The organism is Pseudomonas sp. GM25, from assembly GCF_000282255.1.
GTDB lineage: Bacteria > Pseudomonadota > Gammaproteobacteria > Pseudomonadales > Pseudomonadaceae > Aquipseudomonas > Aquipseudomonas aphyarum.
This window is the reverse complement of record NZ_AKJQ01000060.1, coordinates 16,818-33,317: the sequence shown is the minus strand read 5'-3', so window position 1 is coordinate 33,317 and position 16,500 is coordinate 16,818. Positions and strand designations below refer to the sequence as shown.

Sequence of the window (16,500 nt, the reverse complement as noted above, 5' to 3'; positions counted from 1 at the left end):
GAGTTCTCCATGAAAGCCATCGCCTATTACGCCTCGCTCCCGATCAGCGACGAAAAATCCCTGCAAGACATCGAACTGCCGGAACCGGTTGCCGGCCCGCGCGACCTGCTGGTGGAAGTCAAAGCGATTTCGGTCAACCCGGTCGACACCAAGGTTCGCCAGAACGTCGCGCCGGAAGGCGGCGCTGCCAAGGTGCTGGGCTGGGACGTGGCCGGTGTGGTCAAGTCGGTCGGCAGTGAAGTGACATTGTTCAAGGCCGGCGACAAGGTGTTCTACGCCGGCTCCATCGCCCGCGCCGGTGGCAACTGTGAATTGCACGTAGTCGATGAGCGAATCGTCGGCCATATGCCGAAAACCCTCGGTTTCGCCGAAGCCGCTGCCCTGCCGCTGACCGCCATTACCGCTTGGGAGCTGTTGTTCGAACGCCTGCAGATTCGCGAAGGCAACACCGATGAAGACCAGAGCCTGCTGATCGTCGGTGCGGCCGGCGGCGTCGGTTCGATCCTCACCCAACTGGCCAGCCAGTTGACCGGGCTCAAGGTGATCGGCACCGCCTCTCGCCCGGAAACCCGCGACTGGGTGACCGAGCTGGGTGCTGACCTGGTGATTGATCACAGCCAGCCGTTGAGCGAAGAACTGAAACGCGCCGGTGTCACCCACGTGACCCACGTTGCCAGCCTGACCCAGACCGACCAGCACCTGGACCAACTGGTCGAAGCCCTGGCGCCGCAAGGCAAACTGGCGCTGATCGACGATCCGAAGGCGCTGGACGTGACCAAGCTCAAGCGCAAGAGCCTGTCGCTGCACTGGGAGTTCATGTACACCCGCTCGCTGTTCGAAACGCCGGACATGATCGAGCAGCACAAACTGCTCAACCGGGTGGCCGGGCTGATCGACAGCGGGACGTTGAAAACCACGGTCGGCGAGCACTTCGGCACGATCAACGCGAGCAACCTGCGCCGCGCCCATGAATTGCTGGAAAGCGGCAAGGCCAAGGGGAAAATTGTTTTAGAAGGTTTCTAAAATCCGCAAGACCGCAGCCTTCTCCAGCCTCCGATGTGGCTGGCTCGGGGGCTGCGGTGTTTTTTTGCCGTCAGTCAGATGCTTGACCCTTGTCACAATTGCGATCGTATTCAGGACTACAATCGAGTCCTCTGCGATGCAATCTTTTACGTACGGGAGGTCAGCAATGAAGATCCTGATAAAAGAAGTGGCAAAGTCCCAGTGGCAAGTTCGTCTCGACCAGCACGCCGTGACCTTCCGCAGTGAGGCCGAAGCTCGCGCCTTCACTCGCATCCTCGAAGCGCGTATCTACGCGCCCCATCAGATTCCCGACCTCGGCCAGCAACGCGCTGTCGGCTGAGTTCTTCCGTTCAGGCTTCGGCCTGCGCCTTTGCCAGCGCCCGGGCATTCTGCATGCGCCGGGTGAGCATTGCTGCGCACACCACCAGCAAACCACACAAGCTGATGACGATCGCCATCGGCACGGCGGTGCCATCGTGCAGGATCCCCACCAGCGCCGAAGCCCCGGCGGCGACGCTGAATTGCATGCTGCCGAGCAATGCTGAAGCACTGCCGGCACGACCGCCCTGCCCGTTCATCGCACACGCTGCAGCATTGGGGCTGATGCAGCCAAGGCTGGCCACGCAGATGAACAACGGAATCAGCAATGGCCACAGGGCCTCGGTGTGCAAGGCGCTGACCGCGAGCAGCGTCATCCCGGCACACAGGTAGACCCAGACCGCCCGCGACAGCAGAAACGCCGGACCACGTTTGGCCAACAGTCGCGCATTGACCTGCGCCACCAGAATGAACCCGGCCGCGTTGGTGCCGAACAGCCAGCCGAAGTGCTCGGCCGGTACGCCATACAATTTGATGAAAATGAACGGGGAGCCAGCGATGTAGGCAAACATCCCGGCGATGGCGATGCCGCCGGTCAGGGCATGGCCCATGTAGACCGGATCCGCCAGCAGCCGGCCGTACTGACGCAAAGCGCCGGACAACGGCTGACGCGGAACATGCGCCGGCAGACTTTCCGGCAGGCCGAGGGCCACCGCCAGTCCGGCAAGGGCACTGAAACCGGTCAGCACCAGGAAGATCGACTGCCACCCCGTCGTGTTGACCAGCAGACCGCCGAGCATCGGCGCCAGAATCGGGGCCAGCCCCATCACCAGCATCAACTGCGAGAAGACTTTCGCCGAACCCACCGCGTCGCACTTGTCGCTGACCACCGCCCGGGCAATCACCATCCCCGCACAACCGCCCAGCGCCTGCACCAACCGCGCGCCAATCAGCCATTCCAGATTCGGCGCATAGGCGCAGGCCACCGACGCCAGCGTGAACAGCGTCAGGCCAATGAGCAGCGGAATCCGCCGACCAAAGCGATCCGCCACCGGCCCGTAAGCCAGTTGGCCGATGGCCAGGCCAAAGAAGTAAGCCGACAGCGTCAGCTGGACGTGTTTCTCGTCGGTGCCGAACGCCAGCGCCATGGTGGGAAATGCGGGTAGATAGAAGTCGATCGCCAACGGACCGAAAGCGGTCAGGGCGCCGAGAATCAGAAGGGTACGGAAGTTCATCAGGCGTCCACGTTCGGCAGGCATTGGGAGGGCACTTTAGTAGAGAGTGCAGCCCGACAGTCTAGCCGCGCGAAGACGCCTTGAACATTCCGGTAGCTCGCTAACTATTAAAAAGATCAGGCGAGCTTGATCGCATAACCTTCTTCGCTGATCGCCTCGATGACCTGCTCGGCACTCAACGCACTTTCGACGCCGACTTCCTTCGCCGCCAGATCGACCCGCACGCTGGCGGCCGGATCCTTGCTCTGCACCGCCTGGGTGACGGCTTTGACACAGTGACCGCAGGACATGCCTTCAACAGTGAACACTTGCATGGAAAGACTCCTTTGAGTGAGGTTGCCGGCAGTTTCGGGCTTGCCACGATGGCAAGGTCAAGTTCTGCAAAAAACTGCCGGGCTGGCAATCGTCGCCGCGCTCGGCCAAGCTGCATGCATCAATGACATGAATTCAGGAGATTCAGCCATGCGCTGGTCAGCTTTCAGCCTGTTTGGCTTTCTCAGCCTCTTTACCGCGATCCCTTCGGTGCATGCCGCCGGGGAAGATTACGGGGTGCTGATCATTTCCCGCGAGCGTCTGGAAGTGGCGACCTCGTGCGAAATCGGCGTGTACATCCAGGATCAACTGTCGGCGCGCCTGTTCCAGGAACAAAGCACGTCGTTCAACCTGCCGCCGGGCAATGTCTCGCTGCGCCTGAAACTGCTGCCGGGACAAATGCCGGGCTGCAACCCGGGCATGCTCGCGCCGGGTTCGCAGGAGATCAGACTGCATGCCGGCGACATCCTGAAATTCCGCATCGCGATGAACCAGGAAGGCATGTACCTCAAGCCGACCGGCCTCGGGTACTGACGCTTTCGGATTGGCGCTTGACCTTGCCAGCATGGCAAGGTTGATCCTGTAGGCATCTTCTACAGGGAGTACGACCGATGTCCGATTCCATCACGTTCGATCTGCCCATCAGCGGCATGACCTGCGCCAGTTGCGCCGGCCGTGTCGAGCGGGCGTTGAGCAAAGTCAGCGGCGCCAGTGCCGTCAGCGTCAACCTCGCCACCGAACAGGCCCGGGTGCAGGCCCCCGGCGACAGCCTGCCGGCGCTGATGGAGGCGGTCGAACGCGCCGGTTACAGCGTGCCGCAGCACACCGTGGAATTGAACATCGACGGCATGACCTGCGCGTCCTGCGTCGGTCGCGTCGAACGCGCCCTGAACAAGGTTGCGGGGGTGAAAAGCGTCAGCGTCAACCTCGCCAATGAACGCGCCCACCTCGAATTGCTCGGCGCGGTCGACCCGCAAACCCTGATCGCCGCCGTGAGCAAGGCCGGTTATTCGGCCAGCCTCTTCGAACTCGAACATCCACAATCCGACAATCGCCAGCAACGCCTGAACCATGAACGCTGGGCGCTGATCTGCACCATCGCCCTCGCCTTGCCGCTGGTGCTGCCGATGTTGCTGCAACCGTTCGGCATTCACTGGATGCTCCCGGCCTGGGCGCAGTTCGCCCTCGCCACTCCGGTGCAATTCATCTTCGGCGCGCGATTTTATGTGGCCGCGTGGAAAGCCGTGCGCGCCGGCGCCGGCAACATGGACTTGCTGGTGGCGTTGGGCACCAGCGCCGGTTATGGCTTGAGTCTCTATGAATGGGCGACCGCTGCCGGGCGCATGCCGCACCTGTATTTCGAGGCCTCGGCAGTGGTCATCGCCCTGGTGCTGCTCGGCAAATACCTGGAAAGCCGCGCCAAACGCCAGACCGCCAGCGCCATCCGTGCACTGGAAGCGTTGCGGCCAGAACGGGCAATTCAAGTCATTGATGGCCGCGAACAGGACGTCGCCATCAGCGCCCTGCGCCTTGGCGATCGGGTATTGGTCAAACCCGGTGAACGTTTCCCGGTGGACGGCGAAGTGCTGGAGGGCCAGAGCCATGCCGACGAAGCGCTGATCAGCGGCGAAAGCCTGCCGGTGCCCAAACAACCGGGTGACAAGGTCACCGGCGGTGCGATCAACGGCGAAGGCCGCTTGCTGGTAAGCACTACGGCACTCGGCGCGGAAAGCGTGCTGGCGCGGATCATCCGTCTGGTGGAGGACGCCCAGGCCGCGAAGGCTCCGATCCAGAAACTGGTGGATAAAGTCAGTCAGGTGTTCGTGCCGACCGTGTTGCTGCTGGCCCTTGCCACGCTGATCGGCTGGTGGCTGTACGGCGCACCGCTGGAAACCGCGTTGATCAACGCCGTCGCAGTACTGGTGATCGCCTGCCCGTGCGCCCTCGGTCTGGCGACACCGACCGCGATCATGGCCGGCACCGGCGTGGCCGCCCGTCACGGGATTTTGATCAAGGACGCCGAAGCACTGGAACGTGCCCATGAAGTCAGCGCCGTGGTGTTTGACAAGACTGGCACCCTGACCTCCGGCACCCCGCGCATCGCGCATTTCAGTGCGATCGACGGTGACGAAAACGCCCTGCTGACAGCCGCCGGCGCGCTGCAACGCGGCAGTGAACACCCCTTGGCCAAAGCCGTGCTGGATGCCTGCGCCGAACGCAATCTGACTGTGCCCGATGTCAGCGAAAGCCAGTCCCTGACCGGGCGCGGCATCGCCGGCAGCCTCGACGGTCGGCGCCTGGCGCTGGGCAACCGGCGCTTGCTGGAAGAAAGCGGTCTGAACGCCGGAAACCTGAGCGAATCCGCCAAGGCCTGGGAAACCGAAGGCCGCACGCTGTCGTGGCTGATCGAGCAAAGTCCGCAGCCTCGCGTACTCGGTCTGTTCGCCTTCGGCGACACCCTCAAGTCCGGCGCGCTGCACGCGGTGCAACAACTGGCGGCCCAGCACATCCACAGCCACCTGCTGACCGGCGACAACCGCGGCAGCGCCCGGGTGGTTGCCGAAGCGCTGGGCATCGAAAACGTCCACGCCGAAGTGCTGCCGGCGGAAAAAGCCGCCACCGTCGCCGAGCTGAAGAAAACCGGAGTCGTGGCCATGGTCGGCGACGGCATCAACGACGCACCGGCGCTGGCGGCCGCCGACATCGGCATCGCCATGGGCGGCGGCACCGACGTGGCCATGCACGCCGCCGGCATCACCCTGATGCGTGGTGATCCACGGCTGGTACCCGCAGCGCTGGAGATCAGCCGCAAGACCTACGCGAAGATCCGCCAGAACCTGTTCTGGGCCTTCGTCTACAACCTGATCGGTATTCCGCTGGCGGCGTTCGGCTTCCTCAATCCGGTGCTGGCCGGTGCGGCGATGGCCCTGTCGAGCGTCAGCGTGGTGAGCAATGCGCTACTGTTGAAAACCTGGAAACCCGAGGATCTGGAGGACAACCGATGAACATCGGCCAAGCGGCCCGCCACAGTGGCCTGAGCGCGAAGATGATCCGTTATTACGAGTCGATCGGTCTGCTCAAGGCCGCCCATCGCACCGACAGCGGCTATCGCGTCTACGGCGACGATGACCTGCACACGCTGGCATTCATCAAGCGTTCGCGGGACCTGGGCTTTTCGCTGGAGGAAGTCGGCAAACTGCTGACGCTCTGGCAGGATCGCCAGCGCGCCAGCGCCGATGTGAAGGCCCTGGCCCGCCAGCACATCGACGAGCTGAATCAGAAGATCCGCGAACTCGGCGAACTGCGCGACACCCTGCAGGATCTGGTCGAGCACTGCCACGGCGACCATCGCCCGGACTGCCCGATCCTCAAGGAACTGGCGTCGGGCTGCTGCGCGCAACCCGCTCGCGCCTGAGCAGCAGGATTTTCATCGACAGCACTGTGGCGAGGGGAATGCCGTGGAACAGCAGCACCACGGCACCCGGCGCCCACCACTCATAGAACGGTGCGGCGATCAGCATGCCGACGCCAAACCCGGTCATCTGCAACAGCGTCAGGAAACTGAAAATCGGCAGGCGCAGGGGCTCCGGTTCCCGTTGCAGTCGTGACATCAGGCCGACTTCCGAGAAACCGTCGCCCAGTCCGGCCGGCAGCGAAAACAGCAACAGACCGACGACGCTGTGCTGCTGGAACATCAGGATGAAACCGCAGGACATCAGCAGCACGCCGCCGAAGTAGCGGCGCTCCAGATGAATGTTTTCCGAGCCATTGAGGCGACTGGCGATCCGCGCGCCGAGCAGCTTGCCGGCGGCCCACACCGCGAGCATCAGGCCCAGCGTGGTGCTCGCCGAGTCCGGTGTCAGCAGTCTGGAAATGATCGGAAAACCGACGTTATGCGCAGCGCTGCCAAGGGTGTCAGCCATGGTCACCGCCAACATCGCGGCCACCACCGGCGCACTGCGCAGCCCCTGCACCAAGGCTGACCATTCGCTGCGTTCAGTGCTGGATTTGGCGACGGGCTCCGGTGCGCTGAACCGCAGCGGCGCAATCAACACTGCCGCCAACAGATAGGTCACCGAATTCAGCGCGAACACCGTTTCAAAACCAAACCCCGCGACCAGCAATCCGGACACCAGACTGCCGCCGACCATCGCCATGGACGAGGCGGACGTGATCCAGGCATTGGTCTTGAGCAACTGCGCCGGCTCGATCAAGCGCGGCAACTGGCTGTTGAGGCCGATGGCGAACATCGAATTGCCTAAGCCCAGGCCGAACGCGATCAGCGGCAGCAACAACGCCTGCTGACTGACCGGCACGATGAGCAACAGCCCGAGCACAGCGGCGCGCAGCAGATCGAAGGCAATCAACGGCAAGCGACCGCTGCATCGACGATAAAACGCGGTGCCGATCAGGCTGGCGAAAATCCCGCCACCCACGCGACTGGCGAGAAAAATCCCCACGCTCATCGCGCTGTTGCTCAGCAGGTAGACATAAGTGGCCAGCGCAACCATGTTCAGGAAAGCGCCGAAATCGGAAATCAGCCGGGCCGTAATGATCAGCCGGGCATTGCGGGAAGTGGTGCTCACAATCAATCCTTGAATGTGTAAAACCCGGCCGAAGCCGGGTTTTCTTTTTCAGATGCTCACTGCATCCACGGTGGCGGAGGCGGTTCGTCGGACTTGCCCTTGGGCTCGTCGTCCGCCGCGCGGATGGCTTGCTTGCGCTCCTCATCCAGACGCGCCGCTTCGATCTCACGCAGCACCCCGCCGACATCGGCCAGGTCCTCGGGATCGTCGAACTCGCCGGTCAGCACGCTGGCCGGGTGCAACGTCCCCGCTTCGTACAACGCCCACATTTCCTTGGCGTATTTGGTTTTCTTCAACTCCGGGGCGAAGCGACCGAAGTACGACGCCATGTTGCCGACGTCACGCTCGAGCATGCTGAACGCGTGGTTGTTGCCAGCGGCGTCCACCGCTTGCGGCAGGTCGATGATGACCGGGCCGGTCGGCGTCAGCAGCACGTTGAACTCCGAGAGGTCACCGTGCACCAGACCGGTACACAACATCAGCACGATCTGCGAAATCAGGAACGCGTGATATTCGCGGGCCTGATCCGGCTCCAGCACCACGTCGTTCAGACGCGGGGCGGCATCGCCGAATTCGTCGGCCACAAGTTCCATCAACAGCACGCCGTCGAGGAAGTCGTAGGGCTTGGGCACTCGCACACCCGCGCCGGCCAGACGGAACAGCGCCGCGACCTCGGCATTCTGCCAGGCGTCTTCGGTCTCTTTGCGACCGAATTTCGACCCCTTGGCCATCGCCCGGGCCTGCCGGCTGTTGCGAACCTTGCGGCCTTCCTGATACTCGGCCGCCTGGCGGAAACTGCGTTTGTTCGCCTCCTTGTAGACCTTTGCGCAACGTAACTGATTGCCGCAGCGCACCACATAAACAGCTGCTTCTTTGCCACTCATGAGTGGACGCAGCACTTCGTCGACCAGACCGTCCTCGATCAGGGGTTCAATGCGTTTTGGAGTCTTCATCAGCTTTTATTGTGGGTCCTTTATTACCAAACACGCGAATGTCATTCGTTATACGGCAATCCTCGCATCACGGGGAGGGGTTGCCGACCTGTGAACCTGTGGATGCACACACTGTGCCGGATAAACCGGGCCGATCCGCCGCTTTATCGACCGTTGCGAATCATAGCCGAGCCTGTCGAAGTTGTTGGCGACAGCACTTGAGGGCATTTGCGACAGAATCTGACATCCCGTTGCACGCAGCTCGTAAGAATTTTCTCTTGCGGCCTCAATTTCCCCCTCCGGCAGCCGAATTCCTCAGAGACAGAGGAATTTGTCCGACAATCGTTCCAAAAAAAACTTCGATGTCGCACTCAAGGAAACGGGTGGAAAACAACGTTTTTCGGCTGCCAATAACCGCGAGTCATCTGCACTGCGTGGGCCTACAAGAAAATCTGGAGCGCGGATGAACATCAAACAGAAGTTGACCTGGGCGTTTGCAATCATCGCCTGCTTGCCCGTGGTGCTGGTCGCCACGCTGGTGGTACTGAACCTGCGCAGCGATGCCCGGGACGATTTTGTCGACAGCAGCGGGCGCGAGATCCGTCAGGTCAGCAACGCCATGCAGCTTTTCTTTGACGGCATCAGCCAGAACGTCGATTACCTGGCGACACAACCGCTGATCAAGAACACCGACGACAGCCTCAAGACCTACATGAGCGCCAACGCCGAAAGCATTCCGCAGGGCGAGATGGACAAGAAGGTCTTCGCCTTTCTGCAGGACCTGGGCAACAGTCACCCGGCCTACGCCTACGCTATCGTCGGCACCGCTGCCGGCGGCTACGTGTCCTGGCCCGACGATCCCAAATTGAGCAACTACGACCCGCGTCAGCGTCCGTGGTACAAGGCCGCGCAAGCCAAGCCCGGCAAACCGTTCCGCACCGCCGCCTATTACTGGGCGCAGGACGATGCGACCTACGTCAGCACCGTGCGCACCATCGACAACAAGCTCGGCAGCAACGGCGGCGTGGTCAGTATCGACGTGACGCTCAAGCAGCTCACCGAGATCGTCAAACAGATCAAACTCGGCGAAAGCGGTTACCTGATGCTGCTGGAAAACAGCGGTACGGTGCTGGTTGATCCGAAGCAGCCCGAGCACAACTTCAAGCCGCTCGACAGCCTCGGCGAGGGCTACGCGCAACTGGCCAAGGCCGGCAAAGGGCTGGTGGAAGTCGAGCTCAACGGCGAGCGCTACATGGCCAATGTCTGGCCGTCGGAACAACTGGGCTGGACCTTCATCGGCCTGATCAAACAGAACGACGTGATGAGCTCGGCCACTCAACTGACCTGGCTGATCGCGATCATCGCGGCCGTGCTGGCGGTATTCTTCGCAGTGGTCGGCGCCAGTTTCGCCAGCCTGATCGTGCGGCCGATCCGCAGCGTGGCCAGCGGTCTGGAAGGCATCGCCCAGGGCGAAGGCGACCTGACCAAGAACCTCGACATCCGTGGCAGCGACGAAACCGCGCAACTGGCCAACTGGTTCAACCAGTTCCTCACCGCGATCCGCAGCCTGATCCAGCACATCGGCGGCGCGGCCGGGAAAATCCTCGCCACTTCGCAGAGCTCGACCCGGGTTTCCGGCGACATGGCCGAAGCCGCCGGGCGCCAGCGCGAAGCGGTGGACATGGTCTCGACCGCGTTCCACGAAATGGTCGCCACCGCCAACGAAGTCGCCCGCTCGTGCAGCCAGGCGGCGGAGTCGGCCGACAGCGGCCAGCGCCAGGCCCGCGAAGGTCAGCAGCAGATCGATGCGGCGGTGCACAGCGTCGATCAACTGAGCCAGGAACTGGAGCAGTCGGCGCAGTCGATGCAACAACTGGAGCGCGACAGTAACGACATCCAGTCGATCCTCGGCACCATCCGTTCCATCGCCGAACAGACCAACCTGCTGGCGCTCAACGCGGCCATCGAAGCAGCGCGGGCCGGTGAGCAGGGGCGTGGATTCGCGGTGGTGGCCGATGAGGTTCGCGCACTGGCCAAACGCACGGCGGATTCGACGGCGGAAATCGACGGGTTGCTGGGCAACCTGGCCAAACGCACCAGCGCGGTGACTCAGCAGATGCGCGCCAGCCTTGATGTGTCGCAGCAATCGGTAGCGCGGATTGGCGAGGCGCGGGAAAGCTTTGGGCAGATTCGTGAGTCGGTGGATGTGATTCGCGACATGAACACTCAGATCGCGACTGCGGCAGAGGAGCAGCATCAGGTGGCTGAGGACATCAATCGGCATATCAGCCAGATTCATGGTGATGCGCAGTTGGTGGCGGAGCTGGCGAATTCGGCGCGGCTGGATTCGCAGAGTCTGGCGGGGTTGTCGAATGAGCTGGATGGGTTGGTGCGGCGGTTCCGTACCTGAGTAAACTTTGGAATCCCCTCTCCCTTTGGGAGAGGGGATTCTTGTTCTTTCAGCGCTCGATGATCGCAGTGACACCCTGGCCACCAGCCGCACAAATCGAAATCAACCCCCGCCCCTTCCCCGCCGCATCCAGCAACTTCGCCAGGTTCGCCACAATCCGCCCGCCCGTCGCAGCAAACGGATGCCCCGCCGCAAGTGAGCTGCCCTTGACGTTCAAACGGCTGCGATCAATCGAGCCTAACGGCGCGTCCAGTCCCAACCGGGTCTTGCAGTACTCCGGATCCTCCCAGGCCTTCAACGTGCACAACACTTGCGCAGCAAATGCTTCGTGGATTTCGTAGTAGTCGAAGTCCTGCAAGGTCAGCCCGTTGCGCGCCAGCAAGCGTGGCACCGCGTACACCGGAGCCATCAGCAGCCCTTCGGCGCCGTTGACGAAATCCACCGCCGCCGCTTCGCCGTCGCGCAGGTACGCAAGGATTGGCAGGCCACTTTCCTTCGCCCACTCTTCGCTGCCCAGCAACACCACCGAAGCGCCATCAGTCAACGGCGTGGAGTTGCCGGCGGTCAGGGTGCCCTTGGCGCTTTTCTCGAAGGCCGGTTTCAGGGTCGCGAGTTTTTCCAGAGTCAGGTCCGGGCGCAGGTTGTTGTCGCGGGTCAGGCCGAGGAACGGGGTCATCAGGTCGTTGTGCCAGCCTTCGCTGTAGGACGCCGCCAGTTTGTGGTGGCTTTCGAAGGCCAGTTGATCCTGTTCCTCGCGGGGGATGTTCCAGGTCTGCGCCATCAATTCGCAGTGCTCGCCCATCGACAGACCGGTGCGCGGTTCGCCGTTGCGCGGGAATTCGGGGATCAGGTGTTTCGGGCGCAATTGCAGAAAGGTCTTGAGCTTGTCGCCGGTGGTCTTGGCGCGGTTGGCTTGCAGAAGGATCTTGCGCAGGCCTTCGCTGACGCTGATCGGCGCGTCCGACGTGGTGTCGACGCCGCCGGCAATGCCGCAATCGATCTGGCCGAGGGCGATCTTGTTTGCCACCAGCAACGCCGCTTCCAGGCCGGTGCCGCAGGCCTGTTGAATGTCATAGGCCGGAGTGGCCGGTGACAGGCGCGAGCCGAGCACGCATTCGCGGGTCAGGTTCATATCCCGTGACAATTTCAGCACCGCCCCCGCGACCACTTCGCCGATGCGCTGGCCGTGCAGGTTGTAGCGTTCGATCAGGCCTTCGAGGGCGGCGGTGAGCATCACCTGATTGCTCGCGGTGGCATACGGCCCGTTGGAACGGGCGAACGGAATGCGGTTGCCACCAATGATCGCGACGCGGCGCAGCTGACTCATGAAATGCTCCTTGTGAAATATCCGGTCTGAAAATCGAGCGCTGAAAACCCGGTCGGGCCACAAAAGCGCCGAGGGCAAACTACTCTGCTGTTCTAGCGTAGGCCTTATTGCGTGGATCGAACGATTGATTGCCCTTCGCAGTCCACACTTTGAACCCCATCTTCTGGAGAGCGTTCCATGTCTGACCGCTATATCGACTTCGCCAACTCGTCCATCGGCCACCGTCTGGTCGGGGCCCTGGGCCTGCCGTCGCCGGTGCGGCTGGAACGCTGGCAGGCCGGGCGCCTGCGGCCGGTAGACGGTGCGCTGCTGATCGGCGGCGGGCCGCTGGCCGAACGGGTCAGCACCTTCGCCAATCGCCTGACCGACGCGATCTACCGCTACGGCGACCAGCCGGCGACCGCCACCCAATGGATTCCCGGCCATGGCCCGAAACTCAAGGCCGTGGTGTTCGATGCCAGCGATTTGCAGCACACCGACCAGCTCAAGCAGCTGCGCGAATTCTTCCAGCCGCTGATGAAGAACCTCGATAGCAGCGCGCACCTGGTGATTCTCGGCCGCGCCCCGGAAACCCTGCGCGAACCGTTTGCCGCCAGCGCGCAACGAGCGCTTGAAGGTTTCTCCCGCTCGCTGGCCAAGGAGCTGCGCAGCGGCGGCACGCTGCAACTGATCTACGTGGGCGAAGGCGCCGAGGATCAGCTCGAAGGACCGCTAAGGTTTTTCCTCTCGCCGAAAAGCGCTTTCGTCTCCGGGCAAGTGATTCGTCTGACGGCCTGCGCCACTCAAGTTACCGACTGGACGCGCCCATTGGCCGGGCGCAAGGCGCTGGTCACCGGCGCGGCGCGAGGCATCGGCGCCTCCATCGCCGAAACCCTGGCCCGTGACGGTGCCGAGGTAATCCTGCTCGACGTGCCGCCCGCGAAAACCGATCTCGAAGCCCTGGCCGCTCGCCTCGGCGGGCGCGCCATCACCCTCGACATCTGCGCCGAAGACGCCGCTACGCAACTGATCGAACAGTTGCCGGACGGCCTCGACATTCTGGTGCACAACGCCGGCATCACCCGCGACAAGACCCTGGCCAACATGACGCCCGAGTTCTGGGACGCGGTGCTCGCGGTCAACCTCAACGCGCCGCAAGTGCTGACCAAGGCCCTGCTCGACAGCGGCACCCTGCGCGATAACGCGCGGGTGATTCTGCTGGCGTCGATCAGCGGCATCGCCGGCAATCGCGGGCAGACCAATTACGCGGCGAGCAAGGCCGGCCTGATCGGACTGGCCCAGGCCTGGGCGCCGACGCTGCTGGAACGCGGCATCAGCATCAACGCCGTGGCGCCGGGGTTCATCGAAACGCAGATGACCGCGCACATTCCGTTCGGCCTGCGTGAAGCCGGGCGCCGCATGAGTTCGCTGGGCCAGGGCGGCCTGCCGCAAGACGTCGCCGAAGCCGTGGCGTGGCTGGCCCAACCGGGCACCGGCGCGTTCACCGGGCAAGCGCTGCGGGTGTGCGGCCAAAGCGTTCTGGGGGCCTGAACATGACCATCGAATGGCAAACGCTGCACCACGAGCCGAGCCTGCCGGGGCTGTATGCCCGGGCAGCGACCCGACGCAAGATCACCGGCACCACCCTGCCCGACAGCGGCTTGCGCTGCGCCGTCGAGGTGGATGGCAAACGGCTGGCGGCCTATCGCAAGGTCTGCGGTTTCGCCGATGACGGCCTGCTGCCGCCGACCTATCCGCATATCCTGGCGTTCGCCCTGCAGATGCAATTGCTGACGGCCAAGGAGTTTCCGTTCCCTTTGCTGGGGCTGATTCATCTGAGCAACCGCATCCGCGTATTGCGGCCGATGGGCGGGATCAGTCGCGCGCAAGTCAGCGTCCGGGTGCATAACCTGCAACCGCATCCGAAGGGCGCGACCTTCGATCTGCTGACCACCCTCGACGATCAACTCGGCCCGTTGTGGGAAGCCGAAAGCCGGATGCTCTGTCGCGGCGTGAAGCTCGAAGGCGACCCGGTCGAGCAGACCTGGGAGCCGACGCTGCCCCTCGCGCAAGTGGCGCAATGGAAGGCGCCGACGGACATCGGCCGGCAGTACGCCAAAGTCTCCGGCGACTACAACCCGATTCACTTGAGTGCGGCCAGCGCCAAACTGTTCGGTTTCCCAACCGCCATCGCTCATGGTTTGTGGAACAAGGCCCGGACGCTGGCGGCACTGGCGGATCATCTGCCCAAGGCCAACCTTGAGGTCACCGTGCACTTTCGCAAACCGGTGCGCCTGCCGAGCGAGGTGAGCCTGTTCGCCAGCGCGGCCGATTCCAGCGGTGAGTTGCGCCTGATCGGCGCCGGGGATCTGGAGCACATGGTGGGCAACTGGCAGCCGGTGGCCTGACATCGAGGCCGGGAAAACCTGATCAATTGTGTATATATCACTTAAGTTTTCCCGCGCCGCACACGCTCCTGTCGCCAACACCCAGCCTTGACTTTCAAGGCTTTTTTTTGCGCGTCTATATCCTCGGTATTAGTCGTTAGGCGGCACTCGCAGCCACCTGCATAAAGGCGTTAATACCAACTTGAGAATGGCGTGGATCCAGCCTTGCGACTGATATGAGCACAACGGACGAAGGCATTGCCGGCAACAGAACCGGCGAGCCGTCGAAGTCAACGAACGTTGTGACAGGTGCAAGGAATAACCCTCATGAAAACCCACATGAAAGCCCAGGCGTGGTGCAAATCGGCAACAGCACTGGCCCTTATTCTCTCTCTCGGTCTGGCCGGTTGCAGCAGTGGCGGCGGCGGTCATCACAGCAGCTCCGGCAGCTCTTCCCCCGACAGTTCGACTGCGGGTACTGGCGGCACGGGCGGTACCGGAGGCACCGGTGACACGGCGGGCACGGGTGGCACCGGCGGAACTGGCGGCACGACGACCCCGACGGATCCAACCAATCCGACCAATCCCACCGACCCGACGGACCCGACCAACCCCACCAATCCGGGCACTCCGACGCCTCTGGTTACCACCACACTGGTGCAGGACGTCGGCAATACCGTCAGCGGAGTGGGTAATGGTGTCGGCCAGGTCGGTGACTCCCTGAGCGGTGTGCCGGTCGTTGGCGGCGTGGTGCAAAGCGCAGCGAAAACCGCCGGCAACGTGGTGACTACGCTGGGCGACGGCGTAGCCAACGGCATCGGCAAACTGGCGACCACCGACAACGGTCTGGGCGTCACCGCTTCGGCTGTCGGCGGCGTGGTGCAGGATGTGGGCAACGGCGTGTCCGACCTCAGCGGCAAACTGGCGACTGCCACCGGCAGCGTTCCAGTGGTCGGCGGTGTGGTGACCAAAGTCGCTCCACTGCTCAACGGAGTCGGTGAAAAAGTCACCATGCTCGGCGACACGCTCAGCACCGCTACCACCACCGGCCCGCTCGGCTCGGTTACCAAAGAAGTGGGCAGCAAACTGGTGCCGGTGATTGCCATGGTCGAAAGCACCACGGACAAACTCGGCAGCGCTACGGGGCTGGGTGCTCCCGTGAACGGCCTGCTGCAGAAAGTCGGCAGCACCGTCGATGGAGTAGGCGACAAAGTCACCGACGCCGGCAACGGCAACGCCCTGACCAACACTGTCGGCGGTGCCTTGAGCAATGTCGGCACCGCTGTCGGCAAGGCCGGTGGACTGGTCGCCAACGGCACCGGTTCGGGAACGGGCGTCGGTGGTGGTCTGGGCAACAATGGCTTGCTGCAAACCGTCGGCGGCGCAGTCGTGAACGTCGGCGCCGGGTTGAGCAGCGGCAATGGCAGCCTCGCCGCACCGGGTGGTGTTCTGGCAGCGGCGGGCAATACCGTGGCCTCGCTCAACACCGTGCTCGGCGGCTCGGGATCGCCGATCACCAGCCCGACCACTCCACTGGCCACCCTGGGCAACAACGTGGGTGCCGGACTTGCACCGGTTACCACTGCGGTCACCAGCCTGACCCAGAATGTCGGTGCCGCCACCGGGCTCGGCTCTCCGGTCGCCGGTCTCACCGGCCAGGTTGGCGGCGCCGTCGGCAATCTCGGCAACACGATTGCCAGCACCAATGCCAATCCTGTCGTCACCGCGGTCGGCAACACCGTCACCACGGTGGGCAACACGGTCACAGCAGTCGGCGGACTGGTCAACGGTGGCACTGCCACCGGGACCGGCGGCGGACTGGGTGGCGTCCTCGGCGGCCTCACCGGCGCCCTGGGCGGTCGCAATCGCTGATTTGCACCTGGCCGATTCGACGGCCTTACCTACAGCGCCTACGCTTGGTTGAGGGCGGAAGATTCCCACGAGTCTTCCGCTTTTTTCTTAGGAGAAACCCTGCCCCGTGCTGCGGGTTT

Annotated in this window: 14 protein-coding genes and 1 pseudogene; 10 read left to right on the top strand and 5 right to left on the bottom strand. The window is 63.2% G+C overall.

Annotated elements, in window-relative coordinates; all coding sequences use genetic code 11:
- The first annotated feature begins 9 nt into the window (after window positions 1-9).
- Window positions 10-1,023, top strand: coding sequence for a zinc-binding alcohol dehydrogenase family protein (locus PMI24_RS23690; RefSeq protein WP_007958493.1), 1,014 nt, complete (start codon window positions 10-12; stop codon window positions 1,021-1,023).
- 166 nt (window positions 1,024-1,189) lie between these two features.
- Window positions 1,190-1,363, top strand: a complete 174-nt coding sequence (locus PMI24_RS29380) for a hypothetical protein (RefSeq protein WP_007958492.1) — start codon at window positions 1,190-1,192, stop codon at window positions 1,361-1,363.
- 10 nt (window positions 1,364-1,373) lie between these two features.
- Here PMI24_RS29380 and PMI24_RS23685 read toward each other — a convergent pair whose 3' ends face one another.
- A complete protein-coding gene (locus tag PMI24_RS23685) occupies window positions 1,374-2,576 on the bottom strand; it encodes a multidrug effflux MFS transporter (protein WP_007958491.1) in 1,203 nt (400 codons plus the stop codon).
- A gap of 116 nt (window positions 2,577-2,692) precedes the next feature.
- Window positions 2,693-2,890 carry a heavy-metal-associated domain-containing protein gene (locus PMI24_RS23680; RefSeq protein ID WP_007958490.1) on the bottom strand — a complete coding sequence of 66 codons (198 nt, stop codon included), beginning with the start codon at window positions 2,888-2,890 and terminating at the stop codon, window positions 2,693-2,695.
- A 148-nt stretch (window positions 2,891-3,038) separates the two neighbouring features.
- Here PMI24_RS23680 and PMI24_RS23675 point away from each other — a divergent pair, with 148 nt between their 5' ends.
- From PMI24_RS23675 to cueR, 3 genes are all read left to right on the top strand, one after another.
- The gene (locus PMI24_RS23675) at window positions 3,039-3,422 is read left to right on the top strand and encodes a hypothetical protein (protein ID WP_007958489.1); all 384 of its coding nucleotides are present in this window, start codon (window positions 3,039-3,041) and stop codon (window positions 3,420-3,422) included.
- Window positions 3,423-3,499: 77 nt separating this feature from the next.
- Entirely contained in the window at window positions 3,500-5,893 is a 2,394-nt protein-coding gene (locus PMI24_RS23670) for a heavy metal translocating P-type ATPase (RefSeq protein WP_007958488.1), read from the top strand.
- Window positions 5,890-6,303, top strand: a complete 414-nt coding sequence (gene cueR, locus PMI24_RS23665; protein ID WP_007958485.1) for a Cu(I)-responsive transcriptional regulator — start codon at window positions 5,890-5,892, stop codon at window positions 6,301-6,303. The genes PMI24_RS23670 and cueR overlap by 4 nt, the downstream gene beginning before the upstream one ends.
- Here cueR and PMI24_RS23660 read toward each other — a convergent pair.
- Window positions 6,257-7,474, bottom strand: a complete 1,218-nt coding sequence (locus PMI24_RS23660; protein ID WP_007958484.1) for an MFS transporter — start codon at window positions 7,472-7,474, stop codon at window positions 6,257-6,259. The two genes, cueR and PMI24_RS23660, sit on opposite strands and share 47 nt — an antisense overlap.
- 56 nt (window positions 7,475-7,530) lie before the next feature.
- Window positions 7,531-8,427 carry a PA4780 family RIO1-like protein kinase gene (locus PMI24_RS23655; RefSeq protein ID WP_007958482.1) on the bottom strand — a complete coding sequence of 299 codons (897 nt, stop codon included), beginning with the start codon at window positions 8,425-8,427 and terminating at the stop codon, window positions 7,531-7,533.
- Between the two features lie 442 nt (window positions 8,428-8,869).
- Here PMI24_RS23655 and PMI24_RS29845 point away from each other — a divergent pair.
- A pseudogene (locus PMI24_RS29845) lies at window positions 8,870-9,958 on the top strand (cache domain-containing protein); the annotation flags it as partial.
- Window positions 9,959-10,048: 90 nt separating this feature from the next.
- Window positions 10,049-10,816, top strand: coding sequence for a methyl-accepting chemotaxis protein (locus PMI24_RS29840; RefSeq protein WP_371850984.1), 768 nt, complete (start codon window positions 10,049-10,051; stop codon window positions 10,814-10,816).
- Window positions 10,817-10,865: 49 nt separating this feature from the next.
- Here the strand turns inward: PMI24_RS29840 and PMI24_RS23645 are convergent, their stop codons facing one another.
- Window positions 10,866-12,143: an acetyl-CoA C-acetyltransferase gene (locus PMI24_RS23645; RefSeq protein ID WP_007958477.1), complete on the bottom strand. Its 1,278-nt coding sequence runs from the start codon at window positions 12,141-12,143 to the stop codon at window positions 10,866-10,868.
- 177 nt (window positions 12,144-12,320) lie between these two features.
- On the opposite strand from PMI24_RS23645, the gene PMI24_RS23640 reads away from it, so the two are divergent.
- The 3 genes from PMI24_RS23640 to PMI24_RS23630 all read left to right on the top strand — a co-directional run bounded on the left by PMI24_RS23640 (window position 12,321) and on the right by PMI24_RS23630 (window position 16,381).
- Window positions 12,321-13,673 carry a 3-oxoacyl-ACP reductase gene (locus PMI24_RS23640; RefSeq protein WP_007958475.1) on the top strand — a complete coding sequence of 451 codons (1,353 nt, stop codon included), beginning with the start codon at window positions 12,321-12,323 and terminating at the stop codon, window positions 13,671-13,673.
- Between the two features lie 2 nt (window positions 13,674-13,675).
- On the top strand, window positions 13,676-14,530 hold the full coding sequence (locus PMI24_RS23635) for a MaoC family dehydratase (RefSeq protein ID WP_007958473.1): 855 nt from the start codon (window positions 13,676-13,678) through the stop codon (window positions 14,528-14,530).
- A 318-nt stretch (window positions 14,531-14,848) separates the two neighbouring features.
- Window positions 14,849-16,381, top strand: a complete 1,533-nt coding sequence (locus PMI24_RS23630; protein ID WP_045121870.1) for a collagen-like triple helix repeat-containing protein — start codon at window positions 14,849-14,851, stop codon at window positions 16,379-16,381.
- The last annotated feature ends 119 nt before the right edge of the window (window positions 16,382-16,500 follow it).

Excerpts from the sequence above, each read along its gene's own strand:
- PMI24_RS23630 (WP_045121870.1), top strand. The coding sequence starts at position 14,849 with ATGAAAGCCCAGGCGTGGTGCAAATCGGCAACAGCACTGGCCCTTATT.
- cueR (WP_007958485.1), top strand. The coding sequence starts at position 5,890 with ATGAACATCGGCCAAGCGGCCCGCCACAGTGGCCTGAGCGCGAAGATG.
- PMI24_RS23690 (WP_007958493.1), top strand. The coding sequence starts at position 10 with ATGAAAGCCATCGCCTATTACGCCTCGCTCCCGATCAGCGACGAAAAA.
- PMI24_RS29840 (WP_371850984.1), top strand. The coding sequence starts at position 10,049 with ATGGCCGAAGCCGCCGGGCGCCAGCGCGAAGCGGTGGACATGGTCTCG.
- PMI24_RS23675 (WP_007958489.1), top strand. The coding sequence starts at position 3,039 with ATGCGCTGGTCAGCTTTCAGCCTGTTTGGCTTTCTCAGCCTCTTTACC.
- PMI24_RS23640 (WP_007958475.1), top strand. The coding sequence starts at position 12,321 with ATGTCTGACCGCTATATCGACTTCGCCAACTCGTCCATCGGCCACCGT.
- PMI24_RS23680 (WP_007958490.1), bottom strand. The coding sequence starts at position 2,890 with ATGCAAGTGTTCACTGTTGAAGGCATGTCCTGCGGTCACTGTGTCAAA.
- PMI24_RS23655 (WP_007958482.1), bottom strand. The coding sequence starts at position 8,427 with ATGAAGACTCCAAAACGCATTGAACCCCTGATCGAGGACGGTCTGGTC.
- PMI24_RS23670 (WP_007958488.1), top strand. The coding sequence starts at position 3,500 with ATGTCCGATTCCATCACGTTCGATCTGCCCATCAGCGGCATGACCTGC.
- PMI24_RS23645 (WP_007958477.1), bottom strand. The coding sequence starts at position 12,143 with ATGAGTCAGCTGCGCCGCGTCGCGATCATTGGTGGCAACCGCATTCCG.
- PMI24_RS23685 (WP_007958491.1), bottom strand. The coding sequence starts at position 2,576 with ATGAACTTCCGTACCCTTCTGATTCTCGGCGCCCTGACCGCTTTCGGT.
- PMI24_RS29380 (WP_007958492.1), top strand. The coding sequence starts at position 1,190 with ATGAAGATCCTGATAAAAGAAGTGGCAAAGTCCCAGTGGCAAGTTCGT.
- PMI24_RS23635 (WP_007958473.1), top strand. The coding sequence starts at position 13,676 with ATGACCATCGAATGGCAAACGCTGCACCACGAGCCGAGCCTGCCGGGG.